The sequence below is a fragment of the Nitratireductor thuwali genome (assembly GCF_036621415.1).
Taxonomy (GTDB): Bacteria; Pseudomonadota; Alphaproteobacteria; order Rhizobiales; family Rhizobiaceae; genus Chelativorans; species Chelativorans thuwali.
In genome coordinates, this window is record NZ_CP030941.1 from 2,330,931 (window position 1) to 2,356,850 (window position 25,920).

The following is a 25,920-nucleotide window of genomic DNA, read 5'->3' on the forward strand; positions in this document are numbered from 1 at the left end:
ATCAGCGACTAGATTCCCACTCAACATAGGAGAAGGCGAACGAGGAGACCAATGAAGAGATTTCCAGCAAATAATCTCAGGGAGAAACCCATGATCAGTATTCAGATGGATAACTTGGGCCCGAATACCAACGATCGCACAGAGCCCGAAGAAAAAATCGGGTGACGAGATGAGTTCGGTCCGTCCACATGTCGACTTCGCGATGCTGGATGTCATGGATGTCGAGGCCGGCGGTGACGTGGGCCGCGTCGTGCTTGGCGGCTTGGCGGATCTTCCTGGCCACACCGTTGCCGATAAAGCCCGAATTCTTCGCGACAGGGCTGACGGCCTGCGGCAGATACTGATCGAAGAACCGCTTGGCGATCCGTCCGTCTGCATCAACCTGATCGTTCCACCGGCCGCGCAAGATGGAACTGCGGGTCTGATTGTCATGGGCACCATGGGGTATCCGGATTTTTCCGGCTCCAACGCCATGTGCGCCGTCGCGGCCCTCATCGAAGAGAAACGTATCGAGATGCCCGAGGGCGGCGGCGGAATCCTGCTGGAGACCCCGGGTGGACTTGCGTGGATGCGGGTTGAACGGGGTGCTTCACTTGCCATCGAGTACGAGGCGCTGCCCGCATTTGTCGTTTCGACCGGCGAAGTGGTCGAGGTTCCGGGTTACGGTGCCGTTCACTTCGACCTCGTTTATGGCGGCGTTCTATACGCGGTCATTGCGGCGGACGAAGTGGGGGTCGATCCTGCACGAACACCACCTGCCGAACTTGCCCGCTTCTTTACAACGTTCCTGCCGCGCGCCACAGACCAGGTTGCGCATCCACTACATCACGTGACGAGGCCACGTCTATCGCTGGGGCTGCTTGCCGGCCCGATAGAGCACGACAACGACGGTTCGCGTGCCCATGTGGCGGTCTACATGCATCCGGGCGTGATCTGCCATGGACCCACCGGCACAGGCACGTCGGCCTTGATCGCCCGGATGCATAGTCGTGGCGAGACCGCTCCAGATACGCGTCTGCGCACGGTTTCGCCCTCCGGCAATAGCTTTTCCGGAACCCTGATTGGATCGACCCGGGTCGGCAGCCGTCCCGCGGTGCGGACCCGCGTTCTCGGAATGCCGCAAGTCATTGGAAGAAGGCGTCTGAGGGTCGAACGATCGCAGATCGAGCGGTCGGGGATCGTCCATCTATTCGACGGCGCCTTTGGGGCCATCCAATGAGAGAGACCGACAGTGGATTCCTCTCCCGCATCGGGTCGTTGATTCCTCGTCGGCGAGAGCAATCCACGAACCGGAGAGACAACGATCGCAACGCTTCGGTGCCATGCGCGCCCGCCGAACCGAACTTCCCTCATTTGAAACGGCGCGTTCAAACCAAGCATGGAGTTACGAGATGACCGCTCATCGAACAGGAACGCGGGAAGAGTGGCTGGCTGAACGGCTGGACCTGCTCGAGGCCGAGAAGGAGCTTACCCGCCAGAGCGACGAATTGGCCCGCCGGCGGCAGGCTCTGCCCTGGGTGCGGGTCGACAAGACGTATGAATTCCAGATCGACGATGGCGAGGCTACGCTCGCGGATCTGTTCCGCGGCCGTTCGCAGCTTCTCGTCTACCATTTCATGTTCGGGCCCGACTGGGAGGCAGGCTGTCCTACCTGCTCGATTATCGCCGACACTTTCGACAAGCCTGCGGTTCACCTCGCCAATCACGACGTGATGCTTTGGGCCGTCTCACGCGCGCCGCTCGAAAAATTGCAGGACTACAAGCGGCGCATGGGGTGGTCGTTTCCCTGGGCGTCCTCGAATGGCGGCGAGTTCAACTTCGACTTCAACGTCTCGTTCACCGAAGCGCAGCAGCAGGAAGGCATCGATTACAATTTTCGGGGCGAAGCGCCGACCAGTGATGCGTTCCGGTGGCGTCCCGGCGAGGAAGGCGGCGGTGACGCGGCCGAGGCCAAGCTTGCAGCCATGTGCGGCGTCGACGCGCCCGCCTATCATCGCGACCGGCCGGGCATGAGCGCATTCGTGCTCGAGGATGGCGTCATCTACCACACCTATTCCGCCTATGCGCGCGGTGTGGACGCCTTTTTCGGCACCTATCGCTGGCTCGACCGGGCACCCAAGGGGCGCAACGAAACCGGCATCTGGTGGCGCCGGCGCGACGAATACGACAAGGCCTGAGCCTCCCGAATGGCAGTGACGATAGTTCGGCCGCGCGCACCGGTCGAGGCGTGCGGCCTTTCTCGAAAATGCGCACCGACTTTTGAAAGGATTGAGACAATGAGCGAACTGACAACCGGAACGCGGGAAGAATGGTTGACAGAACGGCTGAGGCTGCTCGAAGCGGAAAAGGAACTGACCCGCAAAAGCGACGAGGTTGCGCGTCTACGACAATCGCTGCCGCGCGTAGCGATCGACAAGGAGTACGTCTTTCAAACCGTCGACGGGCCAGCCAACTTGGCGGACCTGTTCCGGGGCCGCTCGCAACTGCTCGTCTACCATTTCATGTTCGGGCCGGATTATGGGGCAGGATGCCCGTCCTGCTCGTCCATTGCCGATGGCTTCAATGGCATTGTCCCGCACTTGGAAAACCATGATGTCGCCTTCTGGGCGATCTCGCGGGCGCCGCTGGAAAAGCTGCAGGCCTACAAGCGCCGCATGGGATGGAGCTTCCCGTGGGCCTCGTCGAACGGCAGCGATTTCAATTTCGACTTCAACGCCTCCTTCACGGAAGACCAGCAGCGCGCCGGCGACGCCATCTACAATTTTGAGCCATATGGCGCGATCTCGTCTAAGGCCACACCGGAGGCCCCTGCAAAACTGGCGGCGATGAGCGAGACGGATGCCGGAACTTATGCGCGCGAGCGCGAAGGAGTCAGTTCATTCGAATTGGAGGGCGGCAGGGTCTACCACACCTATTCAGGTTATGCGCGCGGCGTCGATGGCCTGTGGGGCATGTATCAGTGGCTCGACCGGGCGCCGAGAGGACGGAACGAGAGCGGTGTCTGGTGGCGCCGGCACGACGAGTACGACAAGGCCTGAACGGGATCAGTGCCGTGACGTCCATATCTCCGGCAAGGGCGCCTCGGTCTCACAAACATGGGGGCAGTCATCCTGGGAGGGCCGCCTCCCATCCGGGTTGAGTTCGCCATTCGAAAATCGGGCGTCCGCGGAAAACGCACCGGGAGTAAAGAAATGACACACATGCTGGGCAATAAAATCGGACCACCAGCCGTCAACAAGCTGGTCGCCGCAACGGCGTGGTGGCTCCGTCTCGCAGCGGCCCCGACATTCGCCCTCATGGCGCTTTTAACCGCTGCTTTCACCGATGGCCGGTTAGCCGTCATCTGTTCGGCCGCGGCAAGCGCGACGCCGATCGATGGCATGGTGCTCATGTATCTCTTGATGAGCGCGTTTCATTTGCCTCCCTGGCTGGTACTGATGGCCGGTGCGCGCAATATCCCCGAGGCTCGGTGAGCCCACTACGTGAGGACGATTGTAACATGAAACAAATATCGCCTCACCGAACGGTCGCCCAGAAAATGGGTGTGAAAACCGGCGGCCGAGCATATTTTGTGAACGCTGCTTCCGACGTGCTTGCGGCCATGTCACTGCCGCCGCTGGAGATCGTCAACACGGCAAGAGGCTTGTTCGACCACATCCATGTCTTCGTGGCCAACCAGGCCGAGCTCGACGCGGAATTCTCGAAGCTCAAGCCGCATCTCGGCGAGCGAGGCGCGCTGTGGGTGTCCTGGCCGAAATCTGGAAAGCTGGGAACCGATCTCAAACTACCCGAGGTCATACGCATCGGCTATTCGCATGGCCTTGTCGAAAGCAAGACCCTGAGCGTCAATGACATCTGGGCGGCGATGAAGTTCACCCACCCTAAAGCGGGTAAAACCTATTCGAACAGCTACGGGAGTCTTCCTCCCGATCAATGACTTGGCTATGTTCCGGGTGGCAGTTCACCACCATACCAGAAAGGGCCGCAGCGCCCGCGCGGTGACGCAGGCAGGTCAACCGGCCAAGGCCAGGCGGTGCTTTGGCGTCTCACGGTGCCAAGGCATATCGTACCCGGCCGGCCTATTGGCGACCGGCCACCAGCTGTTCCGCAAACTTGATGCAGGGTTGGCAGATCTGATGTCCACCCGCCGAAAGGCGCGGTGGCTCCGCTTCGCAGCGGCCCCGTTGTTCGCACTCATGGCACACGCGTTCGGCCCGCTGTTCCAGTTGCCGTAGGACGACAAGTAATTACGGAACCGTAGATGGTGTGACATTCAAATCGCGCCATATTTGTAACTCCCAGCGTTTAACCATCGGACTCTACAATTGCTCCACGCAGAGGGCAGCTCCGAAAGAAGAGAATATCTCCGGGAGAGTGGTTGAACTGGAGAACGGCATGCGGGAAGCGAGGCCAGAAAGTATTTTGATCCCTGCGAAGCTGGTTGACGGCAATTGCGCTTGCCATTGTCATCTTCGCGATCGTCAGCAGCGAATTGCTGCCTATTAGCTTGCTGATGCAAATGGCGCGTTATGTCGGCATTTCTGAAGGTCCGGCCGGCCAGACGCTAACATTGACCGTTCATTTTGTAAGTCTCGCGGTGCCGGTAGCCGTACTTGCCATCGAGTGTCTCGTCCGAAGGCTGATCATGTCGGACGTGTGCCTGATGCTGATCGCATCCAACATGCCGAGCGCTTTCCGGGCGCCGTTGCCGACCTAGCCAAATGGATTGTGGATGGCCGGCTGATCTACCGCGAGGACATTATGGGAGGCCACGAAACCGCGCCTGCGGTTCTACAGGGATTATTCGACGACCGGAACATCGGCATGCAGCTTATGCGTCCTTGCGACCCCAGTGAGGTGCGAACATGATCGGCCGGTCTCCAATGGATCTCCGGCGCCTGCGCTATGTCATAGCAGCGGCGGACACGGGAAGTTTTCGGAAAGCGGCTTCGAAGCTCAACGTACAACAATCAACCATAAGCCGCGCGATCCGACAGCTTGAAGACCAACTGGGCGTCTCGATCTTCGAACGGAGTCGAACGGGAGCTCGTCTGACGGAGGCAGGCCGTCGACTGCTGGAGGAAGCGCGCACAGCGGTCGAACTCCTTGACCTGGCGGCGCTGTCAGCAGGAGAAGCTGGACGTGCAGAGACTGGAATCGTTCGTGTCGGCATAATTTCCTCACTTGCCGCGGGCTTTCTGCGCGAGCTTCTCTCCAGCTATTTCTCAAAGCATCCGAACATAGATGTCGATATCCAGAATGGCCGCCGTGATGAACATATCACCGCTGTCCAGCGCCGCTGGGTCGATGTCGCGATTCTGGCGGGCGTGAGCGATGTCGAAGGGTGTGACACGGTCGTCTTGTGGGAAGAACGCGTTCACGTAGCGCTTCCATCAGATCACAGGCTTGCCAATCGTAAGCAGGTCGATTGGCCGGACCTGTTCGAAGAGACTTTTATCGTCTCCAGAATGGGACCGGGACCCGACGTCACTGACTTCATTCTTCGGCGTTCGGCCAGTCTGGGCGTGATGCCAAATGTTGTCTACAGAGCGGTTGTTCAGGAGACCCTCCTGCACCTCGTCGCGTTGGGACAAGGCATCACGCTTGTCTCGAGTGCTTGGATGGCGGTTCAACTGCCCGAGTTAGTGCTGCGACCATTGAGCGGGTCAGCTTCGGTCGTCCAGTTCAGCGCTGTATGGTCGACTCAGAACGACAACCCCGCTCTTCGCTGCTTCATCAGTGTGGCACATGTTTTGTCTGGTCGTGTACGCCGTGGTAATTCCGACTGGGTGCGGCATTCGGTATAAGGGCGGTAGTGTCGGAATGAGCGTGGCGTGTTCAAAATGACCGACAACGCCGGAAGCGCATGCATCCGATAAGCTGACCGTTCCGATCTGATCCTTGTGGGTGCTACGTTATATTCAGGCGGAACGCCGTCCTATCAACTTGGACCATCACGTGACGGCTCTGACCGCCTCGGCGTTTCGCATCGCTGATGATCTTTCCTGGCCTTGGCGAATCCCCGATCCGTCGCCATGAAGCGCGCCAGCATGGGTGCGATAAGTTTGGCCGGTTCATTCTTCTGTCCAGTCTCACGAGCCAGAACGTCAGCATAGGCTACGAGATCCCGGTGGACGTCGGCGGATAGTTCGATGTTCAGCTTAACGGGCTTGTCGTCGGGAATTGCGCCGAGTTTCAGCTTGGTCATGGATCAGCTCCGATAGGGTTCGAGGATGAGGTCGCGCGTGACCATGACGCGGACCGGAAAGCCGGGACGAATGGTCAGGGTTGGCGGAATGGAAATCTGACGGCGCACGATCTCATCACCGGCGCGGCCGACTGTATCCTGTGTCCCCTCGCGAATGGCGCGGGCAATATCACTCTCATTGTCGGTGCCAAGCTCCACACCGATATTGAGGACGGTGGCGAGACCGGCCGCCATGAACAAGCGGCCCCAATGATGATCGACGCCGTCTTCGAGCCCGGCGTAGCCGGCTTCGTCGGCGCCGGGCTGGCGTTCAAGAGTAATGGAGCGGCCATTGGGCAGGATCAGCCGGGTCCATACCAGAAGCACCCGGCTCTGCCCGAAGGCGACGCGGCTGTCATATTCGCCGATGAGACGCGACCCTTGCGGCATCAGGAGGAAACGCCCGGTCGGACTGTCATAGACATGGGATGTCACCTGGGCGGTAATCTGGCCGGGAAGATCGGAGCGAAGGCCAGTAACAAGTGCCGCCGGAATGACCGCGCCGGCTTGGACAACATAGGGGCTTGGCGGATCGGTGAGCCGGTCGGTACTCGTCGTGCGGCGATCGACAGGTTCGTCGAGAAAGGCCTCGCGCCGTTCCGTCGCGTCCGGCGCGGTGGAAGCCGCATTGGCAGGAAAGAATGACTCGGCGGTGGGCGGAGCGGCAGCCACTTGCGTGGTTTGCGGCTGTGCCTGCACGGTGGTGCTGGCTTCGGCAAAGAGTTGGCTGAGGCGGGCCGCTTCCATTTCCTGGGCGCGGCGCTGTTCCTCGGGATCGGCGGCCGGGGTGGTGACAACTGGCGCGGGGACCGGCTCGCCGCGCTGCCGGGCCGACAGGATCGGCCGTCCGAGTTCGCCAGGCAGCGGCGGGCCGAGCTGCGGCACATCCGTGTAATCCGCCGGCAGGCGCGACAGGCCTTCAGCCTCCTGAATGCGTTCCGTGGAATAGAGCTCTTGCGGGCCATCGACAGGCTCGAGGTCCTGCAGGGCAACGATCAGGATGGCGCCGAGCCCAAGACCGCCCACCGTTCCCAGAACCATGAGCGTCCGGCGTGAGAGCCGCATGACACGTGGCGGATCGGCGCGCAGTCTCAGCGACGCAGCGATGTCCTTCCCGTCTTCGATCTCCGGCCGTTCCTCTGTTTTCTCGCTCATTAGCGGCCTCCACCAGAAGAATGGTGTGCGGCTACGCTCTGCCGCACACCGTCGGTGCGGACGATCCGTACCCGTTTCTGTTCGTCGCCGAGGCGTAGCTCGGCGGCGGCGAAGAGCCGGTCGACGATCATGTAGTTGCGGCGAATGCGGTAATTGACGAGCTGGCCTTCGCCTTCGGGCCCAATGACAAAAAGCGGCGGCATTTCCCCCTGACCGACCCCGCGCGGAAACTCGATGAAGACCTGCCGCCCGTCATCGAAAGCGCGCCGCGGCCGCCAGGGCGCGCGGTCGCCTTCGATCCGGTAGCGGAAGCGCAGAGAGTCGAGCGCGACATCGCGTTCGATCGGCAGCGCGGCCTCAGCCTCGACATTACGTCGCCTGAGGGCGATCAGCGCGTCCTCGGCATAGGTCCAGGAGACCGACGCCATATAGGCGGACGGATTCGCCCTCAGTTCGAGATGATAGGTGCGCCGGTCGGTGTTGATGACGAGATTGGTCTGGAGATCGGGCCGTGTCGGTTTGACGAGGATATGGATGCGCTGGGAATCGCCCGAGCCGCTCTGCGTATCGCCGATGATCCAGCGGGCGGTGTCGCCGGCGGCGATCGGACCGGAGCCGGTCAGCTTCTCGCCGGGTTGCAGGGCGATGTCGGTGATCTGGCCTGGCGAGGCATAGACCTGATAAAGCGCACCCTCGCTATACGGATAGAGCTGGACGGCATTGATGAAACCGTCGCGCACCGGCTCCATTCGGGCGGCGGCGTTCGCCTCGGTCACGCGTTCGGCAGGATCGGCGGATTCCGGTTCTTCTTCCTCGCCATCGACCGGCTTGAGCTGTCCCGGCAGGGGCAGCGGTTCGGTTCGCTCGACGATCCGCACCGGCCGTTCCGGTTCCGGGAGAAGCGTCGCTTCGATGGCGGGTTCGTCATAGGCGATTTCCGGCGGCTTGAAGGTCGCGCATCCCGACAAGGCGGTGGCGGCCAAAAGGACGGCGATGGAGGCTTTGCGAGGCGGACGTGTTCTTGTCATTGGGCAGTCTCCCGGGACCAGTTGATGGCGTTGACGAAAATGCCGAGCGGATTCTTGCGCAGGCGCTCGGCGTCGCGCGGCTGTTGCAGGACGATGGTGAGAATGGCGGTCCAGCGTTCGGTCGCGGCGAGTTGCCCGTTCGTGTAACGGCGCTCGAGCCAGGCGACACGGAAACTGCTCTCCGAAGCGCGGATGACGCTTGAGACCTCAACCGAGACCTGCGTTTCGCCGACCTCGGCGAAGGGATCGTTCACGCGGGCATAGTCGTTGAGGGCGACCGCCCCTCTGTCTGTGGTGAAGTCATAGGCGCGCAGCCAGTTCTGGCGCAGCACGACGGGGTCGGCGGGGATCTGTCGCACATTCTCGATGAAACGCGACAGATGATAGGCGATCTGCGGGTCTGTCGGGCGGTAGTCTGCGGTTGCGGGCGCTACGGCTTGCGCCGCGCCGAGCCGGTCCACTTCGACGACATAGGGCGTGATCGTCCCTTGCGTGGATTGCCAGGCCAAGGCTGCGCTGAGCCCGGCCGACAGCAGCAGGCACCCGAACGCCATCAGCCGCCAGTTCCAGGCCTGGACGCGCGCCGAACCGATCCGTTCATCCCAGGCCTGGGCGGCTTTCTGATAGGGCGTGACGGGCTCGGGGGTCTTGGAATAGCGAACGCTCGGGCGACGGAACATCATGATTTCTCCGAAAGGCTGACAGCGGTCCCGCCGCCGCCATGATCGCCGGAGCGAACGACATGGGCGGCGGTGGTGGCGCCGTGGTGAAGGGTCTGCTGGTGTTTCATGCGGCGGGCCCAGGCGGGCGGCCCGCTTGGTGATCCTGGCGCGGACGCCGACCTTTCGGGGGCGTTGGTGAACCTGCCGCCGGTGGACTCGAAGGCGGCGCGCGAACCGGACCGGTAGCTCTCGCTCATCGAGCGGCGGAGCGGACTCGTCGCGGCACCGACACCGGCCTGTCCGACGCCGGCTATGCCTGCCGCGACACCGGGAGCGCCGCCGCCAGCGGCCGTGCTGCCCACGCGGTAGGCGGTCGATGCCCCGCCGGCCAGCGCCGCGGTGCCACGAGCCCCAGCGCCTGCCGCACCGGCGGCAAGCTTTGCGCCCGCCACGCCACCCATTGCCATGCCGCCTGCGGCGAGACCGGTTCCCACCGCGGCGCCAGCGCCGAGCTGTGGTCCGCCTGAGACGATCCCGTTGGCGATGCCGGGGCCGAAAATGCCGAGCGCCAGCATGGAGAGCGCGGCGAGCACGATCGCCATGGCGTCCTCGATGGTCGGCTCACCTGCGAAGCCTGCGGTGAACTCGCCGAAAATGGTCGAACCGATGCCGACGATCACGGCGAGCACCAGCACCTTGACGCCGGACGAGATCACCAGCCCGAGCACGCGCTCGGCCATGAAGGCGGTCTTGTTGAAGAGACCGAAGGGCACGAGGATGAAGCCGGCCAATGTCGCCAGCTTGAACTCGATCAGGGTGACGAAGAGCTGGATCGCCAGAATGAAGAAGGACAGGAGAACGACGAGCCAGGCGAACAGCAGGATCGAGATCTGGATGAAGTTCTCGAAGAAGGAAACGAAGCCCATCAACTCGGCGATCGAGGCGAGGATGGGCCGACCGGCCTCGAGGCCGATTTCGGCGATGCGGCCGGGCTGGAGAAGCTCGGTGGCGCTCAAGGCTCCGCCCGATGCTATGAGGCCCAGCCCGGCGAAGCTTTCGAAAACGATGCGGGCAAGCGTGTTCCAGTTACCGATGATGTAGGCGAAGACGCCGACGAAGAGCGTCTTCTTAATGAGCCGGGCGAGGATGTCGTCGTCGGCGCCCCAGGCCCAGAACAGCGCGGCGAGCGTCACGTCGATGACGATCAACGTCGTCGCTAGGAAGGCGACGTCGCCGCCGAGCAGACCGAATCCGGAGTCGATGTAGGAGGTAAAGACCTGCAGGAACCGGTCGATGACGCCAACGCCCTCCATCGTCTATTCCTCCTCGGTATTGTCGGCAGGCAGACCGAGGAAGCGGCGACGATGCTCGGCCCAAGCGGCGCGGCAGGTCGTGTCGGTGTTCATATCTTCCGGGGTCATCGTCCGGCACCGCGTCAGCTCTTCCTGCAATGGATCGTCGCCCGCCGACGGCTCCACCGGCACTTCTGGTGCGGCAGTGTTCGCCAACTCGACGGCTGCGAAGAGCGCCGTGAGCGCGCCGAGACCGAAGGAGACGAGCCGAAGAATACGGTCGGGAGAGCGGCGCATCGGTCCCTACCGGAACATGGTGACGGTGGTCGGCGCGTAACCGCTTCCATAGTCGAGGAAGCGATTAAGGTTCTCGCGGGCCTGAGCCTCGGCGGAGGCTCGGCGAGCCGCATCCAACGCCTGCGCGCGGTTCTGCGCGGCGATGGCGGCAGTCAAATCCGTTATCTGCTGGCTTTGCAGCGCGAGAAGCTGATTACCCGCCTGCGCCGCCTGCAGGGCGCCGGTCGCGCCCTGGCTCTGGGAGACAAGGTTGCTGAGCTCGGCGCGCGTTCCTTCGATATTGTCGACGACGCCCGCCTGAACCTTCAGGGCGTCCTCGTATCCGGCGACAGAGGTGCGCCAGCGCGCTTCAGCGTTGGCGATCATGTCGGCGAAATCGCCGTTCGCGGCCGCGTCGCCATACTGCTCGTTGAAAGCGGTCTCGATCTCGGAGACCTGATAGGCGATGCTCTGCGCCTCGTTCAGGAGATCCTGGGTGCGGGCGATCGTGGTCTGAAGCTGGGCGAGCGAGGAATGCGGCAGGCTCGCAAGATTGCGCGCCTGATTGATCAGCATCTGCGCTTCGTTCTGGAGCTGCTTGATCTGGTTGTTGATCTGTTCGAGCGTCCGGGCGGCGGTCAGCACGTTTTCGGCGTAATTCGACGGATCGAACACGATGTCGCCGAAGCCGAACAGTGCATGGGCCGGTTGCACCGGCGCGAAGGCGATGGCGCCGATCATCATGAGGGCGGCGAGTTTCTTACGCATCTGTATTCTCCTTGGTTTGAGGTGAAGGATCTGGATCGGGGACCGGGCCGAGCAGTTCGACGGCCCAGTCGAGTCCGCATCGGGTGAGCCAGGCGGCGGCGAAGCCGTCCCGCCCGTGTTCGGCGAGGATGTCGGTGATGGCGGCCTGGTCGGCCTTCGACGATGCGGCGGTGAAGGCGAGCGCGACCTCGCCGAGACCGAGCGAGAAGAGCCGATTGCCCCGTCGGGACTGGCAGTAATAATCGCGCTTCGGCATGGCCCGCGCGACGATCTCGATCTGGCGCTCGTTGAGACCGAAGCGCCGATAGATGTCGGCAATTTGCGGTTCGAATGCGCGCTCGTTCGGTAGAAAAGCCCTGGTCGGGCAGCTTTCGACAATGGCGGGCGCGATGGCCGAATTGTCGATATCGGCGAGCGACTGCGTGGCGAAGAGGACGGAGGCGTTCTTCTTTCTCAGCGTCTTCAGCCATTCGCGGAGCTGACCGCCGAAGGTGCCGTCATCGAGTGCAAGCCAGCCTTCGTCGACGATGATCAGGCTCGGGCGTCCATCGAAGCGCTCCTCGATCCGATGGAACAGATAGGCGAGCACGGCAGGCGTTGCGGCCGAGCCGATCAGCCCTTCGGTCTCGAACGCCTGAAAGTCGGCGGTTCCCAGTTCCTCGGTCTCGGCGTCCAGCAACCGTCCGAAGGGGCCGCCGAGACAGAATGGCGCCATCGCCTGTTTGAGCTCGGTCGACTGCAACAGAACCGAGAGGCCCGTCAGGGTGCGTTCCTCGACCGGCGCCGAGGCGAGCGAGGTCAGCGCCGACCAGAGATGATCCCGCGCCACCGGATCGACAGTGACGCCTTCGCGCGCGATCAGGCCGGACAGCCAATCCTGCGCCCAAGTGCGCTCGCTCGTCTCGTCGATATTGCGGAGCGGCTGGAGTTGGACGGCCGCCTCATCCTCCGACAGCGCCCCGGCGAGATCCAGCCAGTCGCCGCCGCAGGCGACGGTTGCACAACGGATCGAGCCGCCGAAATCGAAGGCGAACACCTGTGCGCCGGGATAGCGGCGGAACTGCAGCGCCATCAGCGCCAGCAGCACCGACTTGCCCGAACCGGTGGGGCCGACGACCAGCGTATGGCCGACATCGCCGACATGGGGTGAAAAGCGAAACGGGGTCGACCCTTCCGTCTCGGCGAAGAAGAGCGGCGGGCCGTCCAGATGATCATTGCGCGCCGGCCCCGCCCACACCGCCGAGATCGGGATCATGTGGACGAGATTGAGGGTCGAGACCGGCGGCTGGCGGACATTGGCGTAGAGGTGGCCGGGCAGCGAACCGAGCCAAGCCTCGATGGCGTTGACGGTTTCCGGCATGCAGGTGAAATCGCGACCCTGTATGACCTTCTCGGCCGCTTTCAGCTTGGCCTCGGCGACCGCTTCGTCCTCGTCCCAGACCGTCAGCGTGGCCGTGACATAGGCGGCGCCCGCCATGTCGGCGCCGAGCTCCTGCAGGGCTTCGTCAGCGTCGGCGGCCTTGTTCGATGCGTCCGAGTCGAGCAGCGTCGAGGCCTCGTTGGTCATCACCTCCTTCAGGATCGCGGCGATGGATTTGCGCTTGGCGAACCACTGTCGGCGAATGCGGGTGAGGAGCCTGGTCGCGTCTGTCTTGTCGAGGCAGACGGCGCGCGACACCCAGCGATATTCAAAGGCCTGGCCGTTGAGTTCGTCGAGCAGGCCTGGCCATGTGATGGTCGGGAACCCAATGATGGTCAGCGTACGGAGGTGGTCATCACCCAATTTCGGCGCCAATCCACCGACAAGCGCACTGTCGACCAGGAGCGCGTCGAGATGCATCGGCGTTTCCGGGACACGAACGCGCTGGCGCCGGGTTGAAATCGTCGAATGGAGATAGGTCAGCGTTTCCTCGTCGGAGAGCCAGGCCGCCTCCGGCATGAAGCCATCGAGGAGATCGAGCAGACGATCCGTGCGCGCGGTAAAGCTTGTGATATGCTCTTGCGGTTTCAGACCCTTGTCCGGGGCGTCCTCATAGAGCCAGCGTCCAGCGCGGCTGGCATCGTCCGCTGGCGGCATCCAGACGAAGGTCAGGAAATAGGCGCTCTCGAAATGGCTCGACGCCTCTTCGAACTGCGCTCGTCGTTCAGCATCGACCAGAGCCGAAACAGGATCGGGAAATTGCGAGAGCGGATAGTCCCGGGCGGGCAGTCGTTGCGCTTCGACGAAGACAGCCCAGCCGGAGCCAAGCCGGCGCAGGGCGTTGTTCAGCCGTCCCGAGACGGCGACGAGCTCCGCAGGCGTTGCGGAGTCCAGGTCCGGTCCGCGAAACCGCGCGGTGCGCTGCAGGCTGCCGTCCTTGTTGAGGATGATGCTTGGCCCGATGAGCGCTGCCCAGGGCAGGAAGTCGGCGAGCAAGGAGGCTTTGGAGCGATATTCGGCAAGGCGCATCATCGCTCAGACTCCGAACCAGGTTGGAAAACGAAGATGCCGCCGGGCAACGTCGACGATCTGGGCGTCATGCTTGGCAGCCCAGACCGCGAGCAGATGGCCGACGAGCCAGAGCGCGATCCCGACCACCCAGAGCCTGAGACCAAGGCCGACTGCGGCCGCGAGCGTGCCGTTGGCGATGGCGATCGCACGCGGCGCTCCGCCGAGCAGGATCGGCTCGACCAGCGCGCGGTGAACCGGTGCATGAAAGCCAGGGATTTCGGTCGCGCCCTCCATCAGATCAGCGCCCCGCCGCCGAAGGAGAAGAAGGACAGGAAGAAACTCGACGCGGCGAACGCGATCGACAGGCCGAAGACGATTTGCACCAGCCGGCGGAACCCACCCGAGGAGTCGCCGAAAGCGAGCGTCAGACCGGTTATGATGATGATGATCACGGCGACGATCTTGGCGACCGGTCCTTCGATCGATTCCAGGATCGATTGGAGCGGCGCCTCCCAGGGCATGCCCGACCCGGCTGCATGGGCGGGCGCAGCAAGTAGAACGCCGACTGCGAGGGCCGTCGCAAAGAGCGGCCAGCGTGGATAGAGAATGGTGGTTCTCGTCATGGATGGTCTCCTGTTTTGGGGTGAAGAAGGGGCAGGAGCCGATAGTCGCCGCTCGTATCGAGGCGTTCGATACGAGCGAGTTCGGACAACCGCCGCGCCGAGCCGCGTCCCGAGAGGACGGCGATCAGGTTGATCGTTTCGGCGATCATCGCGCGCGGTACGGTGACGACGGCTTCCTGGATGAGCTGTTCGAGACGGCGCAGCGCGCCGAGCGCCGAGCCCGCGTGGATGGTGCCGATCCCGCCCGGATGGCCGGTGCCCCAGGCTTTCAGAAGATCGAGCGCTTCGGCACCGCGCACCTCGCCGATCGGAATGCGATCAGGCCGCAGACGTAGCGAGGAGCGGACGAGATCGGAAAGCGACGCGACACCATCCTTCGTCCGCAGCGCGACGAGGTTCGGCGTCAGGCATTGGAGTTCGCGCGTGTCCTCGATCAGAACGACGCGGTCGGAGGATTTGGCGACTTCAGCCAGCAGGGCGTTGGTGAGCGTGGTCTTGCCGGTCGAGGTGCCGCCAGCGACAAGGATATTGGCGCGCGTTGCGATGGCCTCGCGCAATTCCGTCGCTGCTTGTTTCGGCATGATCCCGGCGCTGACATAGTCTTCGAGCGTGAAGACCGCGACCGCCGGCTTCCGGATCGCGAAGACCGGTGCGGCGACCACGGGCGGCAGCAGGCCTTCGAACCGCTCTCCCGTTCCAGGCAGTTCCGCTGAGACGCGCGGGGCTTCGGTATGGACTTCTGCGCCGACATGGTGCGCGACCAAACGAACGATCCGCTCGCCATCCGCCGCCGAAAGTTGTTCGCCCGTATCGGCGAGGCCTTCGCTCAGCCGGTCGACCCACAGGTGGCCATCGGGGTTGAGCATCACCTCGACGACGCCCGGGTCCGCAAGCCAGGTGGCGACATGCAGCCCAAGCGCCGTGCGAAGCATGCGAGAGCCGCGCTCGATCGCTTCGGTTCTGAAAGGTTGGTCGGTCATTCGCGGCCCCGCAATTGGTTACGGGGCTCATCAAGAAGACCGTTATTTGGTCAGCGGCAACAGCCGTGAAGGCGTAGTAGTGCCAGAGCGGGCAAAGACAGGAGAAGGCGGAGGCGCCCGGGTAGGATCAACATTTAATATTGAGAATATTGGGGTCGTTCATCACACAAGCGCAACGGATATGCTGGTCGGTAAGTGCAGCGGGCTATTCCAACGCCGAACGGAAGCCATGGTCGCCGTTTTCCATATCATCGTCGGGTGCCTCGCCCGCCTTGAAGCCGCAGTGCTCCATGAACATCCAAGCGCGCATCCAATTGTTGATCTCATTAATCTTAAGAACAGAGACATCCTCACCATACCCCTCGCCGGAGGCCTCGCGAGCGTAAAGGTCGTTGAGGTAGTCGACATAGGCTTCACGCATGATTCCGGTCGGCCGGAACGCGAAATTATGGGTGAAGACCACTTCCTGGCTCTCGGTGACGATCGCGCCCCAATAAGGGGTCTCGACATTCGCGCTATAAGCGTTGGTAAGGCAGTCCTTGATCGCCCGCTGGGCCAGCCGGATCAACCTCCCGTCGAAGGCCAGTTCAGGTGTTTCCAAAAAAGAAGCTCGCTCGCCTTCCGCCAACTGCGATTGGATCGCTTCGGTGCGTTCTGGCTCGGCGATGCGAAAAGGGTTGAGCGCGCACACAAATAGGCTGTTGCGATAGTAGCGGGGCATCTCTCGCCAAGGTTTGCGGATAAAGCAGAAACCATGTAGCCGCTCGGCTTCCATCAGTTGAGCGGTGTAGCCGCTGAGCGCCGACAGGTGCTTTCTAGTCCAGTCGTTGAGGCTGCCTCCTTCCTCTTCGCTGTCGAACCAGCCATCAAGATCGTCGAAGGAGATTACCACACAAGCCATTGCATCGTGCGACAGCAGCTCGTTTGTAAAGTGACGAAAATCATCGTCGCTTGGCAAATAGACGTCGAGCTGCAAGCTCTCCACATTTCCGCCAGGAAAGCTTGGCCGATAGACGATGATATCTCGCTCGTTGATCAGGAGGTCATAGAGGAAGGCCTGTTTGGTGATCTTGTTGTCGAGATTTGCGACCAAGACGTTGGTAATGTCTTGGTGCCCCGTCAGGGCGAAAATACCAGCGATGTAATTGCTGTAAGCGAACAACTCGGAGAACGCGTTTCGCTCTGCCGATCGTTCCACCTTTAGTTCCAATACGAACAGGCCATCCTCGTGTGTACCGAGCAGATCAAGCTCCATCGGCTTGGTATTGTCGGTAGGAAGTTTGATTTTGGTTCCAACGAAGGTCCCGTAGCGGATTGTCCTATGGAGACGTTCCAGCTTCGCAATTGCGCGTGCCTTGATGATCCGCCAAAGTTCGAAATCATAGTCGTCCGCGCGCTGCGCGGCGTCCGACATTCGGTCAACTTCGGGCAAGTCGAGCTCTGGGCAGTCGACGATCACGGTCTCTAAGCCTTTAGCATAGAGATGCTCATGAACATCGTCTTCGGAAAATGCCATGCTGGTCCTCTGGATGGTCTTTGCTCGCGCCGGGTCTTGGGCGGCGATCGCTCCCGCCGACCTGATCCACGCAAACATCCTATACTACACAGACTACCTCTGATGGACATCGCTCATATGGCGGCTACTGGGGTCATCTTCCGAAGTGAAGGTGTCATTGTCTTGCGTGAGCGCTATCAATATCCTCCGAAACCTCCTTCGCCAATGTGTTCCCCTTCGCGAGCCGGCGTCCTAACGTCTCCACAAAACCCTCATAGCGCTCCCGCCCTTTGGCTTGCGCCGCCTCGCGGTTTGTGTCGGGCAGCGGCGGAGTCGTTGTCAGCCAGAACCGGACGAAGAGCGCCAACGCTTCGCTGGTGATAGTCTGATTGCGCTCCAGGCGTTCGACAGCGCGGGTCAGGCGATCGAGACGCCGGGTGATGGCGGCCTCGCGCTGATCGGCGGCGTCCGGCGAGAGATAGGACGCGAGCGCGGCTTCGACGACCTGCGATTTGGAGACCTTTCGTCGTGCTGCCAACGCTTCCAGCTCCGCTGTCAGCGATGAGTCGAAATACACATTGAGCCGGTCCTTCTTCATGGCGGACCTCAGAGTTCGATGCCGTCATCGGGATCGAGCGAGGCTTGGCGCGCGACGCTTTTGAAGCGTCCCTGCATCTGCCGGGCACGCTGCGCATCATCATCCGGCTCATCGTGGAGGCCTGCGAATTCTTCCCGTGCCGGCGCCGTTCGTTCCGGTGCGATGTCTTCATGCTCGGGCAGTTCCGGTTCGCGACGGATGCCGCCGTCACTGTCCTCATTCCCGTAGCGGAAGGCCTTCTTCCCGGCCTTGGGTGCAGCGATAATAGCTCGTCCGCTCCAATCATCCGTTCCAGGTTTATCGGGCGCGGCGTGATCGGCAACCAGGTGCGGCGGTTCGACGATGCGTGACTTGAATTGCGGGTCGGCATAGTAACGTGCCTTCTTCCCCCGGATCGGCGGTGCGCCGGAGACGAGGACGATCTCATCGTCCGGCGGCAATTGCATGATCTCGCCGGGGGTCATCAGCGCGCGCGCTGTCTCCTGCCGCGAAACCATCAGATGGCCGAGCCAGGGCGACAATCTGTGTCCGGCATAGTTCTTCATCGCCCGCATCTCCGTCGCCGTGCCGAGGGCGTCGGAAACCCTCTTGGCGGTGCGCTCGTCATTGGTCGCGAAACTCACCCGCACATGGCAGTTGTCGAGGATGGCGTTGTTCTGGCCATAGGCTTTCTCGATCTGATTAAGGGACTGGGCGATGAGGAAGGCCTTGAGCCCATAGCCCGCCATGAAGGCGAGCTGGCTCTCGAAGAAATCGAGCCGCCCGAGCGCTGGAAACTCGTCGAGCATCAGCAACAGGCGGTGACGCCTGCGATCGGTGTTCAGCTCTTCGGTCAGTCTGCGCCCGATCTGATTGAGCACGAGCCGGACCAGCGGCTTGGTGCGGCTGATATCGGAGGGCGGCACGACGAGATAGAGCGTTGTCGGCCGGGCCCCGGAAACTAGATCCTCGATCCGCCAATCACAGCGGCTGGTGACCTTGGCGACGACCGGGTCACGATAGAGACTGAGGAAACTCATCGCGGTCGACAGCACGCCCGAGTGTTCGTTCTCGGCCTTGTTGAGCAGTTCGCGGGCGGCTTGCGCCACGACCGGGTGCGGCCGGTCGCCGAGATGGGGCGTGCGCATCATGGCCGTAAGCGTCGCCTCGACCGGCCGTCCTGGATCGGAGAGCAGGGCAGCGACGCCGGCGAGCGTCTTGTCGACTTCGGCATAGAGAACATGGAGGATCGCGCCGACAAGCAGCGAATGGCTTGTCTTCTCCCAATGATTCCGGCGTTCGAGCAGGCCTTCGGGGTCGACTAGAATATCAGCGATGTTCTGAACGTCACGCACCTCGCTGTCGCCGCGCCGGACTTCGAGCAGCGGATTGTAGGCCGCGCTCTTCGCGTCGGTCGGATCGAACAGGAGGGTGCGGGAAAAGCGCGATCGCCAGCCGGCCGTGAGATCCCAGTTCTCGCCCTTGATGTCATGGACGATGGCCGAGCCCGGCCAGGTCAGCAGGCTCGGCACGACAAGCCCTACGCCCTTGCCAGAGCGGGTCGGCGCGAAACACAGTACATGCTCGGGACCGTCGTGCCGGAGATAGCGGTTCTCGAAACGGCCGAGCACCACACCGTCCGGAGCGAGCAGCCCGGAGGCCTCGACATCCCTGCGTTCCGCCCAGCGGGCCGAGCCATAGGTGGTCACGTCGCGCGCCTCGCGGGCGCGCAGGATGGAGAGGAAAATGGCCACAGCGATCGCGGCGATCCCGCCGCTGCCGGCGATGATGGCGCCTTCGACGAACACGCGCGGTGCATAGGCGTCGTAGAAATACCACCAGACGAAGAAGCTCCAGGGCGGATAGACAGGCCAGCCGAGGATGTCCGTCATCGGCGCGCCCAGTTGCGGCTGGAAGCCGAGCCGCCATGCGGTCCATTGCGTTGCCGCCCAGATGAAATTGACGACGACCAGCGTGACGATGATGATCTGGCCCCAGAGGATTCTGGAAGCTTGTGTCGGTTGGGTCTTGATCGGCATGTCTTTTCCTTCCGGTGCAGCGCTCAGAGGCTGAGCCCGCGCTTGCGGCCGAGGCTCCAGTCGATCCCGCCGCCGGGCGTCATCGTTCCCGTCACGATCTGGCTGAGGTGACGTTCGAGCTGCGGTTTCCACGGGACGAGTTCGAAACCGAGGCCATCGTCGACCATGGCGAAGCGGCCCGAGGCGAGATCGAGCCGTCGGCGATAGGTGCCGGAGATGTGATCACCCTCGACGAGCTTGCGGCGAGGCAAGCCGGTCTCGGCCTCGATAGCCGCCGCCACCGTGTCGAGTTCTCGCTCGCTCAGCGTCTTCAGAAGGTCGCGGGCGAAGGTGATGCGCCGGCCGTTCCTGGTCGCTAGCCCCTCATCGACGAGATGATCGCCACGCCGGTTCAGCGCCTCGCGGACCTCGGCGCCGAACCCGCCCATGCTGAGCGGCGCGCGATCCCTGGCCAGTTGCAGGCGGTCGAGCCAGGTCGCGCCGTCGGCGCCGATCTGGGTTTCGAGGTTGAGATCGGAGCGGCCGACCATGGCCATGCGCTGGCGGCCGCTGTCGCCTGAACGCCAGACCCGCGTTTCGACAATGCCGCCTTCGGGCGTGTCGCCGGTAGCGTCGAGATCGTGGAACCGCAGATGATGGACCCGGCCGTCGACAGCGTCGATCACGGCATAGGCTTCGCCACTCAACTCATCATGAAGGCCGCGTTCGACCAGCCGGCCGAGCACGGGAGTGTCCGGCGCAGCCTCGATCGCGAAATCCGCCTGCGCCCGTTCGCGGCCACCCCCCATGGCGCGGTGCATGGTCTTGATGATGTCGCCACGCTCGGCAAGATCGCGCAGCGTCTGTTCTGCGCCGGGCTTCAGTGACCAGACTGCCGGCGCGAGCCTGTCGGCGAGACTGAGCCGTTCCAGCGTCTGCGCGCGGCCGATCAGCAATTTGCGCAATTCCGGATCGCGCGGCTCCGGTGCGCCGGGCCGCAGATCGGCGAGGCCGGCGCCGTCATCGGCGAGGCCCTGGAGCGCGCGGTCGAGGCCCGTCCAGCGCTCGGCCGTGACCTCGGCCTGAAGTCCCGCGGCAATTTCGCGTTCGTTGCGCGGCCCGAGCTCCAGTTCGACCAACGTCTCGGCGCGGCCGCGAAGACCCCGGCTGATATAGTCGCGAGCGATGACAAGGTCTTTTCCGTTCTCGGCACGGCCGCGCACCAGCACGTGCACATGCGGATTGTCGGTGTTCCAATGATCGGCCCCGATCCAGTCGAGCTTGGTGCCGAGATCGCGTTCGGCCTGTTTCATCAGGTCGCGCGTGAAGGCGCGGATATCCTCGAGGTGGTCGGCGTCTTCGGGCGAGACGATGAATCGGAAATGATGCCGATCGTCTTCGCATCGCCCGGCGAAGGCACGATCATCAATGCCGTCCGCGTCGGCACTGAACATACCGGCCTCACGGCCGTCGCGCGTCACGCCCTCGCGCTTGAGATAGGCGATATGCTTGCCGAGCGGCGCGGAGCGAAAGCGTGCACCGCGATGGCGGACGACGCGCGCCTTGACGACGACGCGGCGCTGCGTGCGGGACAGCTCGCGCGTCGCACCGGCGAACCGGCCGCGTCCGAATTGCGAGCCCCGCCCGCGTGCCTTCGAACCGCCCAGCTTGTATCCGGTGTGCCCGGCCTTGCGGGCGGCGCCCATGACCTGGCCGACGAAGCTTTGGGCCTTGCGAGAGCTCGTCCCCTTATTGCGGATGCGCCCCGGCCGGATACGCAGATCATTGTCGCGGTCGCTCATGACAAAGTCCTCGCCTGAAAGCGCGCGGCACGGGGAAACTCACGTGAAAGCAAGGATTTGGGTGGTTGGGTGGCACTGTGTTCATGACCGCGGCGGGCGAAATAGACAGCAACAACAACGACATAGAGCGCCTCAGTGCCGCGCCTTTTATCTCGCCCTCCCGTCGTTGTTGCGCCGTCCGTCCCCGCCTTCCGTGCCGGAGACACGCTGAAGCGCGACGGACCGCGCTGGAATGCGCTCCGCGGGATCATCGCTGATCCCCGCTTCCATTCGATGGGAAGAGGCTGCTCGGGGCGTCTGATGTGTGCAGAAAATAAACGTCTACACCGCTGCTCGGGCGCATTGCATCGGCAGAGTTTTGTCGGTCGGCATGCGTGGCGAAGAGCGGCGCCGCGCGCCAATCCACGACCACGACAGCGTTCTGTTGTTGCGGTTCTGCTGCATCCGGAAGACCAATAAGCGGTTCGAGCGCCGCCACGTAGGCGCGGGTCTCGCGGGGCAGCGGGCGGCCCGTCGCCAGGTGCTCGGCATAGCGTGTCGGTCCCGCATTGTAAGCGGCGAGAAAGCCTGGTGAACCGAAGCGATCGTGCAGTTCACGCAGGTAAGCGGCGCCGGCGAAAATATTGTCGCGCGGATCGAACGGATTGCGCCCCAACCCGTATCGCGCGCGCAGCTCATTCCAGGTGCCGGGCATGATCTGCATCAGCCCCATAGCGCCTTTCGCGCTGACGGCGCGCGCATCCCCGGCGCTTTCCACGCGCATGACGGCCGCGACCCAGTGCGCCGGGATGCCGAACCGCTGCGCAGCTTCGGCGATATAGGCCGCATAGGGATTGCTGCTTTGTGTCGTCCTAGAGGAGGCAGTTTCTGCACGCGTGGCATCGGAAATGATGGCCCCCGCGAGCAGGCCGCAGAGGACTATTCGCGCCACCAACGCGCGGTGTCGAGACGGCTTAGCTGCGGTCATCGCGCTTCTCGGGGCGCTTTGCGGGGCGATTCCAATGCAGCGCCCAATGTCCGTCCTCGACGTCCGTCTTGAAGAGATTGGCGCGGATCGGAAAAGCGAAGGTCGGATCATCGATCTGCAGAGAGATGTATTCGCCGGCCTTCTCGCCGGTGCGTTTCCAGCCGGCACCGATCTCCGGTCCATCATCACCGCCATGATGGATGCGATAGTCGGGAGCGTTCTCGCTGTCCGACGGCGCTGCCGGGACGAGGGTGAGTTCGCGGTAGAGAATGAGCGTGTGAAGGTGTCCGACGAAGCCAGTTTCCGTGCGGTTGAATTGGCCGATCTGAGCCATGGGAGGGTTCCTTTCATTTGCGATCGGAAGAATTTGGAAGAGCGCCGGCGTCGCGATCGACGCGCCAGACATACCGACCGTCGCCGTCTTCATCGGTGAGGATCGGAACGGCGCGTCCGATCACGGCGTCCGCCGGGAGCGCGCCGAAATAGCGACCGTCGAGACTGTCGGGATGGCTCGGATTCAGGAGGAATAGTTCCGTCTCGGCGACGATATGGCATCCTTGCCAAACGGGCAGTGCGCGGCCGAAGCGGTCGCTTGGTTGCGCCTGCGCCATGGTAATGTCGTCGACCGTGACGACGGCGCCGTCACGACAAATGCGCTGTCCGGGAAGCGCAACGATGTGCTTGAGGAGCGGTACGCCGTCGGGCAGGTAGCCGCGCTCGTCGAGGTAGCGCGCAAGCGATTTCGGAGGATCGACAACGACCAGATCGCCGACAGAAAGATCGTCGTCCGATGCGACGGCGTAGAGTCCGATCGGCGCGCTCGCGGAGGCGTTCCAGATCAGCTTCGGACTGACATGGACGAAGGCCAGTCCGCCGATCGCGAGCGCCGAGAAACAGGTCCACATGACGTAACCGAGCCGGGTCATGATATGCTCCCCGCCGTCGCGGTGCGCTGTGTCTGTGGATCGGGCGGACAGGTCTGGCGCAGCAGCCAGGCGCGATGTTGAGCGGCTGTGTAGGAGCGCGGCTCCAAGCCCGCAGACAGTCTGTTGTGAACGTGGCGCCAGTAGTCCGGCGCGGCGTCCGCCGGGTCGATGCCGAGCGCTTCGATTTCATCGCCGATCTGGAGAACCCGTTCGACCTTGGGCCAGCCGGACAGGCGCAGCAAACTGTCGCCGCCGGGTGTCACATACGGAACGGTCGCGTAGGGCTCGCCCGATCGGGGCGCACGCAGAATGTCGATCCGGCTTATCGCCGTGCCGAAGTCATTTGCCTGCCATCGGACGAAGGCAAAGACAGCGCCGGGATCGAATGCGGCGGTGCTGCGACTGCGGCTCTGAATCGTTGTCCGCGCGATGCGGCCGAAGCGAATCCAGTGCTCGATCCGCTTCTCGATCCAGACGAGTTCGACAGTGGCGTCGCCGCTCATGAGCGGGCCTTCCGCACATAGGCGGGCGAGATCGCGGCATGCCGCTTGGCGGGCAGAACCTCTTGGCCCGTGTCATCCGAGGTCGAATGCTTCTCACCGCGGCTGACCCAGGCCTGCAGATCCTCGATCGCATAGACCACACGCCCGCCGATCTTCGAATAGCGCGGCCCCGTGCCATAGGTGCGGTGCTTTTCGAGGGTTCTGCCCGACAGGCCGAGAAAACGGGCCGCCTCGGGCGTTCGCAGATAGCGTGGGGGAAGTCCGGCATTGGGGTCTGGCATGGGTCGCGTCTCCGGTTAGGTCGTCCCGCTGCAGGATGCGCGGGACTGTCGGAGACGAGAAAAGCGGGAGATGACCCCCTGGAGGGATGACGATCAGCGTACAGCGAAAACGTCACCCCCTAAACGACGGCAAAAAATGAAACTGCGGCGGGCTCGATCAGAACGGGATTTCGTCATCCAAATCGGCGGCGGGTTTCTGCCGCGAGGCTTCTATGCGTTCGATGAATGCAAGCGAGGCGAGGACGCAGTCGATGATGAACTGTGCTTCGGAAACCTCGAGAAGCTCATTGTCGTGCGCGAAGGAGCGCTTGTTGCGGGCCTGGTTCAGGCTGTTGAAGAGCTTGTGCTGAACGCGGAGTGTCGGCAGGGCGAATTCGCTCACCGCGCCTTCATCACGTAATGCCTTGCCATATGCACCGAATATGGCGTCGAGTGGGGTCTTTGCATCGACGGCCTGGTTGCGCGATGCGAGCAGATCGCGGAAACGTTTGACGCAATAGGTATGCACACGATCCAGTGCGACATCCGGTTTTTCTGCGACAAGATCGGCGGCGATGGACGCACGCAGTTTGGGAAGCGTTGTGTCGCGCGAGAAGTCCGTGAACGCGTCGTCGAGGTTCAGCGTAGATGCATTTTCAAGCTCACTCGTGAACTGCTCAAGCCATGCTTTCAGGCGCTCTTCTTTCGCGGCGTACGTATCCACGTAGCCATCGAGACTGCAGCGATACGCCCATAAGACGCGAAGAACCTGAGCGACGAGGCGCGGTTCCGCGACCTCGACGAAGCCTCTGAGTGTCTTGCCCTTGCTTGCGCCTTCGACCTGAAAGCGCTCCTGGAAGATCTGGATGTCGAAATTCTCTTCGAACCACTCGGCCATGGTTCGGTCGGAGAAGTCGAGGACGTAACCGCCGCCGCTGTGAAATATCTCGTCGAAGACGGTTCGTTGCTGAGACGGCAGCCGACGCGTGCGTCCGATAATCCTGGGAAGGCTGGAATCAAGGTTTTGCGAAGGCTGCGTCATCCGATGAACATACCGGAAACCTCCCGGAGCGCACACTCACTGTGAAATATCGGCAGCCTCAGCGATATTTGCCCTGAAGAAGTTGGCGATAGCCGCGAGCGATCATCATCCGCCCGTAAGCGGCCAACCGCGCAACCTGCGCCTTGAGCGAACTGGTCTTCCACGGTTCGACGGCTACGCGATCGGCGCCGAAGAAGGCCGTGGCAATCGCACGATAGCTGGCGCCGCTCTGTCGCCCGTCGATCGTGCGCAAGGCGCGTTTCAGTCGCTCGCGCCGATGTGGCGTAATCGGCGGGTCTGCGTTGCGCTCGATAAGCTGCCGATACAGCCTGTCAGCAGCAGCAAGCCGAACGGGCCAAGCCTCATCGAGAGGAAGTAGGACGCCTACGGGCTGATCATCGGCCTGATTGCCGACAAGATTCACACCGTTCTCCAGTCGCATCCATGACAGTCCGTCGGCGCCCGTTCTGCGCTCTGTGATGCTGTCGGTAGGAATGGCGGCGGTCACGCCGATGTCGGGCAGAGACGCTATCAGGTGAACCACGGCGGGTGCGGCGAAAGGCAGCCAGAAGACGGGAGCGCCAAGCGCGTTGAGCTCTGGGTCTACCGGGAAATCGCAACCCCCAATCGGCTGGAGCGCCGCCGCCCTCCTGCATCATGTCGTAGTCTTTGCGATAGTGCGTGTTCCGCCGAAGGCATTCCCAGGCGAGGCCCGAGATGCCGAGTTCGTCGAAATGAGCGTATTGGTTATCGTCGCGCCAATCGGCCGCCATGGCGAACTTCTCCCAATAGGGCGCCGAAAAAATAACGACGCCAGTTGCTTGGGATGTTTCGCTGCAAATCTGTGATTGCATAGCTTGGCTGCATG

30 protein-coding genes are annotated in these 25,920 nt (G+C 62.8%); 7 read left to right on the forward strand and 23 right to left on the reverse strand.

Annotation, left to right across the window (positions count from 1 at the left end):
* The first annotated feature begins 169 nt into the window (after positions 1-169).
* The 7 genes from NTH_RS11330 to NTH_RS11360 all read left to right on the forward strand — a co-directional run bounded on the left by NTH_RS11330 (position 170) and on the right by NTH_RS11360 (position 5,807).
* Positions 170-1,219 (forward strand): proline racemase family protein, encoded by a 1,050-nt coding sequence (locus tag NTH_RS11330; RefSeq protein WP_338530110.1) that lies wholly within the window; start codon positions 170-172, stop codon positions 1,217-1,219.
* Positions 1,220-1,391: 172 nt separating this feature from the next.
* Positions 1,392-2,177 (forward strand): DUF899 domain-containing protein, encoded by a 786-nt coding sequence (locus NTH_RS11335; RefSeq protein ID WP_338530111.1) that lies wholly within the window; start codon positions 1,392-1,394, stop codon positions 2,175-2,177.
* Positions 2,178-2,276: 99 nt separating this feature from the next.
* Complete coding sequence (locus NTH_RS11340) at positions 2,277-3,038, forward strand: DUF899 domain-containing protein (RefSeq protein WP_338530112.1); 762 nt, start codon at positions 2,277-2,279, stop codon at positions 3,036-3,038.
* A 153-nt stretch (positions 3,039-3,191) separates the two neighbouring features.
* Positions 3,192-3,473: a hypothetical protein gene (locus tag NTH_RS11345; RefSeq protein WP_338530113.1), complete on the forward strand. Its 282-nt coding sequence runs from the start codon at positions 3,192-3,194 to the stop codon at positions 3,471-3,473.
* A gap of 26 nt (positions 3,474-3,499) precedes the next feature.
* Positions 3,500-3,937 carry a hypothetical protein gene (locus tag NTH_RS11350; RefSeq protein ID WP_338530114.1) on the forward strand — a complete coding sequence of 146 codons (438 nt, stop codon included), beginning with the start codon at positions 3,500-3,502 and terminating at the stop codon, positions 3,935-3,937.
* A 504-nt stretch (positions 3,938-4,441) separates the two neighbouring features.
* Positions 4,442-4,717, forward strand: a complete 276-nt coding sequence (locus tag NTH_RS11355) for a hypothetical protein (RefSeq protein ID WP_338530115.1) — start codon at positions 4,442-4,444, stop codon at positions 4,715-4,717.
* A 148-nt stretch (positions 4,718-4,865) separates the two neighbouring features.
* A complete protein-coding gene (locus NTH_RS11360) occupies positions 4,866-5,807 on the forward strand; it encodes a LysR family transcriptional regulator (RefSeq protein ID WP_338530116.1) in 942 nt (313 codons plus the stop codon).
* A gap of 134 nt (positions 5,808-5,941) precedes the next feature.
* Here NTH_RS11360 and NTH_RS11365 read toward each other — a convergent pair whose 3' ends face one another.
* The 23 genes from NTH_RS11365 to NTH_RS23125 all read right to left on the reverse strand — a co-directional run bounded on the left by NTH_RS11365 (position 5,942) and on the right by NTH_RS23125 (position 25,906).
* Positions 5,942-6,208: a DUF2274 domain-containing protein gene (locus tag NTH_RS11365; RefSeq protein WP_338530117.1), complete on the reverse strand. Its 267-nt coding sequence runs from the start codon at positions 6,206-6,208 to the stop codon at positions 5,942-5,944.
* Between the two features lie 3 nt (positions 6,209-6,211).
* On the reverse strand, positions 6,212-7,402 hold the full coding sequence (locus NTH_RS11370) for a TrbI/VirB10 family protein (RefSeq protein WP_338530118.1): 1,191 nt from the start codon (positions 7,400-7,402) through the stop codon (positions 6,212-6,214).
* On the reverse strand, positions 7,402-8,430 hold the full coding sequence (trbG, locus tag NTH_RS11375) for a P-type conjugative transfer protein TrbG (protein ID WP_338530119.1): 1,029 nt from the start codon (positions 8,428-8,430) through the stop codon (positions 7,402-7,404). Before trbG ends, NTH_RS11370 begins: the two co-directional genes overlap by 1 nt.
* Positions 8,427-9,110 carry a conjugal transfer protein TrbF gene (gene trbF, locus NTH_RS11380; RefSeq protein WP_338531884.1) on the reverse strand — a complete coding sequence of 228 codons (684 nt, stop codon included), beginning with the start codon at positions 9,108-9,110 and terminating at the stop codon, positions 8,427-8,429. Before trbF ends, trbG begins: the two co-directional genes overlap by 4 nt.
* Complete coding sequence (gene trbL, locus NTH_RS11385; RefSeq protein ID WP_338530120.1) at positions 9,110-10,405, reverse strand: P-type conjugative transfer protein TrbL; 1,296 nt, start codon at positions 10,403-10,405, stop codon at positions 9,110-9,112. Before trbL ends, trbF begins: the two co-directional genes overlap by 1 nt.
* 3 nt (positions 10,406-10,408) lie before the next feature.
* Entirely contained in the window at positions 10,409-10,681 is a 273-nt protein-coding gene (trbK-alt, locus tag NTH_RS11390) for a putative entry exclusion protein TrbK-alt (protein WP_338530121.1), read from the reverse strand.
* Between the two features lie 6 nt (positions 10,682-10,687).
* Positions 10,688-11,428 (reverse strand): P-type conjugative transfer protein TrbJ, encoded by a 741-nt coding sequence (trbJ, locus tag NTH_RS11395; RefSeq protein ID WP_338530122.1) that lies wholly within the window; start codon positions 11,426-11,428, stop codon positions 10,688-10,690.
* A complete protein-coding gene (gene trbE / locus NTH_RS11400) occupies positions 11,421-13,880 on the reverse strand; it encodes a conjugal transfer protein TrbE (protein WP_338530123.1) in 2,460 nt (819 codons plus the stop codon). The genes trbJ and trbE overlap by 8 nt, the downstream gene beginning before the upstream one ends.
* 3 nt (positions 13,881-13,883) lie before the next feature.
* Positions 13,884-14,153 carry a VirB3 family type IV secretion system protein gene (locus NTH_RS11405; protein ID WP_338530124.1) on the reverse strand — a complete coding sequence of 90 codons (270 nt, stop codon included), beginning with the start codon at positions 14,151-14,153 and terminating at the stop codon, positions 13,884-13,886.
* Entirely contained in the window at positions 14,153-14,482 is a 330-nt protein-coding gene (locus tag NTH_RS11410; RefSeq protein ID WP_338530125.1) for a TrbC/VirB2 family protein, read from the reverse strand. Before NTH_RS11410 ends, NTH_RS11405 begins: the two co-directional genes overlap by 1 nt.
* On the reverse strand, positions 14,479-15,462 hold the full coding sequence (trbB, locus tag NTH_RS11415) for a P-type conjugative transfer ATPase TrbB (RefSeq protein ID WP_338530126.1): 984 nt from the start codon (positions 15,460-15,462) through the stop codon (positions 14,479-14,481). Before trbB ends, NTH_RS11410 begins: the two co-directional genes overlap by 4 nt.
* A gap of 205 nt (positions 15,463-15,667) precedes the next feature.
* Positions 15,668-16,978 (reverse strand): hypothetical protein, encoded by a 1,311-nt coding sequence (locus NTH_RS11420; protein ID WP_338530127.1) that lies wholly within the window; start codon positions 16,976-16,978, stop codon positions 15,668-15,670.
* Positions 16,979-17,132: 154 nt separating this feature from the next.
* Positions 17,133-17,555 carry a CopG family transcriptional regulator gene (locus NTH_RS11425; protein ID WP_338530128.1) on the reverse strand — a complete coding sequence of 141 codons (423 nt, stop codon included), beginning with the start codon at positions 17,553-17,555 and terminating at the stop codon, positions 17,133-17,135.
* An 8-nt stretch (positions 17,556-17,563) separates the two neighbouring features.
* Positions 17,564-19,573 (reverse strand): conjugal transfer protein TraG, encoded by a 2,010-nt coding sequence (locus NTH_RS11430; protein ID WP_338530129.1) that lies wholly within the window; start codon positions 19,571-19,573, stop codon positions 17,564-17,566.
* Positions 19,574-19,596: 23 nt separating this feature from the next.
* The gene (locus NTH_RS11435) at positions 19,597-21,354 is read right to left on the reverse strand and encodes a relaxase/mobilization nuclease domain-containing protein (protein WP_338530130.1); all 1,758 of its coding nucleotides are present in this window, start codon (positions 21,352-21,354) and stop codon (positions 19,597-19,599) included.
* Between the two features lie 247 nt (positions 21,355-21,601).
* Positions 21,602-22,321: a lytic transglycosylase domain-containing protein gene (locus tag NTH_RS11440; protein WP_338530131.1), complete on the reverse strand. Its 720-nt coding sequence runs from the start codon at positions 22,319-22,321 to the stop codon at positions 21,602-21,604.
* Complete coding sequence (locus NTH_RS11445) at positions 22,308-22,655, reverse strand: DUF736 domain-containing protein (RefSeq protein ID WP_338530132.1); 348 nt, start codon at positions 22,653-22,655, stop codon at positions 22,308-22,310. Before NTH_RS11445 ends, NTH_RS11440 begins: the two co-directional genes overlap by 14 nt.
* Positions 22,656-22,668: 13 nt before the next feature.
* Complete coding sequence (locus NTH_RS11450; RefSeq protein ID WP_338530133.1) at positions 22,669-23,247, reverse strand: S26 family signal peptidase; 579 nt, start codon at positions 23,245-23,247, stop codon at positions 22,669-22,671.
* Positions 23,244-23,750, reverse strand: coding sequence for a DUF2840 domain-containing protein (locus NTH_RS11455; RefSeq protein WP_338530134.1), 507 nt, complete (start codon positions 23,748-23,750; stop codon positions 23,244-23,246). The genes NTH_RS11450 and NTH_RS11455 overlap by 4 nt, the downstream gene beginning before the upstream one ends.
* Complete coding sequence (locus NTH_RS11460; RefSeq protein ID WP_275567795.1) at positions 23,747-24,031, reverse strand: helix-turn-helix transcriptional regulator; 285 nt, start codon at positions 24,029-24,031, stop codon at positions 23,747-23,749. Before NTH_RS11460 ends, NTH_RS11455 begins: the two co-directional genes overlap by 4 nt.
* Before the next feature lie 157 nt (positions 24,032-24,188).
* Positions 24,189-25,052, reverse strand: coding sequence for a hypothetical protein (locus NTH_RS11465; protein ID WP_338530135.1), 864 nt, complete (start codon positions 25,050-25,052; stop codon positions 24,189-24,191).
* Between the two features lie 58 nt (positions 25,053-25,110).
* Positions 25,111-25,560 carry a DUF2285 domain-containing protein gene (locus NTH_RS11470; RefSeq protein WP_338530136.1) on the reverse strand — a complete coding sequence of 150 codons (450 nt, stop codon included), beginning with the start codon at positions 25,558-25,560 and terminating at the stop codon, positions 25,111-25,113.
* Positions 25,448-25,906, reverse strand: a complete 459-nt coding sequence (locus NTH_RS23125; protein WP_422392387.1) for a transcriptional regulator domain-containing protein — start codon at positions 25,904-25,906, stop codon at positions 25,448-25,450. Before NTH_RS23125 ends, NTH_RS11470 begins: the two co-directional genes overlap by 113 nt.
* Positions 25,907-25,920 lie beyond the last annotated feature (14 nt).

Coding starts and splice junctions, on each gene's coding strand:
- trbE (WP_338530123.1), bottom strand. CDS start 13,880: ATGATGCGCCTTGCCGAATATCGCTCCAAAGCCTCCTTGCTCGCCGAC.
- NTH_RS11330 (WP_338530110.1), top strand. CDS start 170: ATGAGTTCGGTCCGTCCACATGTCGACTTCGCGATGCTGGATGTCATG.
- NTH_RS11335 (WP_338530111.1), top strand. CDS start 1,392: ATGACCGCTCATCGAACAGGAACGCGGGAAGAGTGGCTGGCTGAACGG.
- NTH_RS11455 (WP_338530134.1), bottom strand. CDS start 23,750: ATGAGCGGCGACGCCACTGTCGAACTCGTCTGGATCGAGAAGCGGATC.
- NTH_RS11365 (WP_338530117.1), bottom strand. CDS start 6,208: ATGACCAAGCTGAAACTCGGCGCAATTCCCGACGACAAGCCCGTTAAG.
- NTH_RS11410 (WP_338530125.1), bottom strand. CDS start 14,482: ATGACGAGAACCACCATTCTCTATCCACGCTGGCCGCTCTTTGCGACG.
- trbF (WP_338531884.1), bottom strand. CDS start 9,110: ATGTTCCGTCGCCCGAGCGTTCGCTATTCCAAGACCCCCGAGCCCGTC.
- NTH_RS11445 (WP_338530132.1), bottom strand. CDS start 22,655: ATGGCTCAGATCGGCCAATTCAACCGCACGGAAACTGGCTTCGTCGGA.
- NTH_RS11370 (WP_338530118.1), bottom strand. CDS start 7,402: ATGAGCGAGAAAACAGAGGAACGGCCGGAGATCGAAGACGGGAAGGAC.
- NTH_RS11465 (WP_338530135.1), bottom strand. CDS start 25,052: ATGACGCAGCCTTCGCAAAACCTTGATTCCAGCCTTCCCAGGATTATC.
- trbL (WP_338530120.1), bottom strand. CDS start 10,405: ATGGAGGGCGTTGGCGTCATCGACCGGTTCCTGCAGGTCTTTACCTCC.
- NTH_RS11405 (WP_338530124.1), bottom strand. CDS start 14,153: ATGGAGGGCGCGACCGAAATCCCTGGCTTTCATGCACCGGTTCACCGC.
- NTH_RS11450 (WP_338530133.1), bottom strand. CDS start 23,247: ATGACCCGGCTCGGTTACGTCATGTGGACCTGTTTCTCGGCGCTCGCG.
- NTH_RS11350 (WP_338530114.1), top strand. CDS start 3,500: ATGAAACAAATATCGCCTCACCGAACGGTCGCCCAGAAAATGGGTGTG.
- NTH_RS11430 (WP_338530129.1), bottom strand. CDS start 19,573: ATGCCGATCAAGACCCAACCGACACAAGCTTCCAGAATCCTCTGGGGC.
- NTH_RS11435 (WP_338530130.1), bottom strand. CDS start 21,354: ATGAGCGACCGCGACAATGATCTGCGTATCCGGCCGGGGCGCATCCGC.
- NTH_RS11345 (WP_338530113.1), top strand. CDS start 3,192: ATGACACACATGCTGGGCAATAAAATCGGACCACCAGCCGTCAACAAG.
- trbB (WP_338530126.1), bottom strand. CDS start 15,462: ATGACCGACCAACCTTTCAGAACCGAAGCGATCGAGCGCGGCTCTCGC.
- NTH_RS11340 (WP_338530112.1), top strand. CDS start 2,277: ATGAGCGAACTGACAACCGGAACGCGGGAAGAATGGTTGACAGAACGG.
- NTH_RS11460 (WP_275567795.1), bottom strand. CDS start 24,031: ATGCCAGACCCCAATGCCGGACTTCCCCCACGCTATCTGCGAACGCCC.
- NTH_RS11420 (WP_338530127.1), bottom strand. CDS start 16,978: ATGGCATTTTCCGAAGACGATGTTCATGAGCATCTCTATGCTAAAGGC.
- NTH_RS11425 (WP_338530128.1), bottom strand. CDS start 17,555: ATGAAGAAGGACCGGCTCAATGTGTATTTCGACTCATCGCTGACAGCG.
- NTH_RS23125 (WP_422392387.1), bottom strand. CDS start 25,906: ATGCAATCACAGATTTGCAGCGAAACATCCCAAGCAACTGGCGTCGTT.
- trbG (WP_338530119.1), bottom strand. CDS start 8,430: ATGACAAGAACACGTCCGCCTCGCAAAGCCTCCATCGCCGTCCTTTTG.
- NTH_RS11360 (WP_338530116.1), top strand. CDS start 4,866: ATGATCGGCCGGTCTCCAATGGATCTCCGGCGCCTGCGCTATGTCATA.
- trbJ (WP_338530122.1), bottom strand. CDS start 11,428: ATGCGTAAGAAACTCGCCGCCCTCATGATGATCGGCGCCATCGCCTTC.
- trbK-alt (WP_338530121.1), bottom strand. CDS start 10,681: ATGCGCCGCTCTCCCGACCGTATTCTTCGGCTCGTCTCCTTCGGTCTC.
- NTH_RS11440 (WP_338530131.1), bottom strand. CDS start 22,321: ATGACCGCAGCTAAGCCGTCTCGACACCGCGCGTTGGTGGCGCGAATA.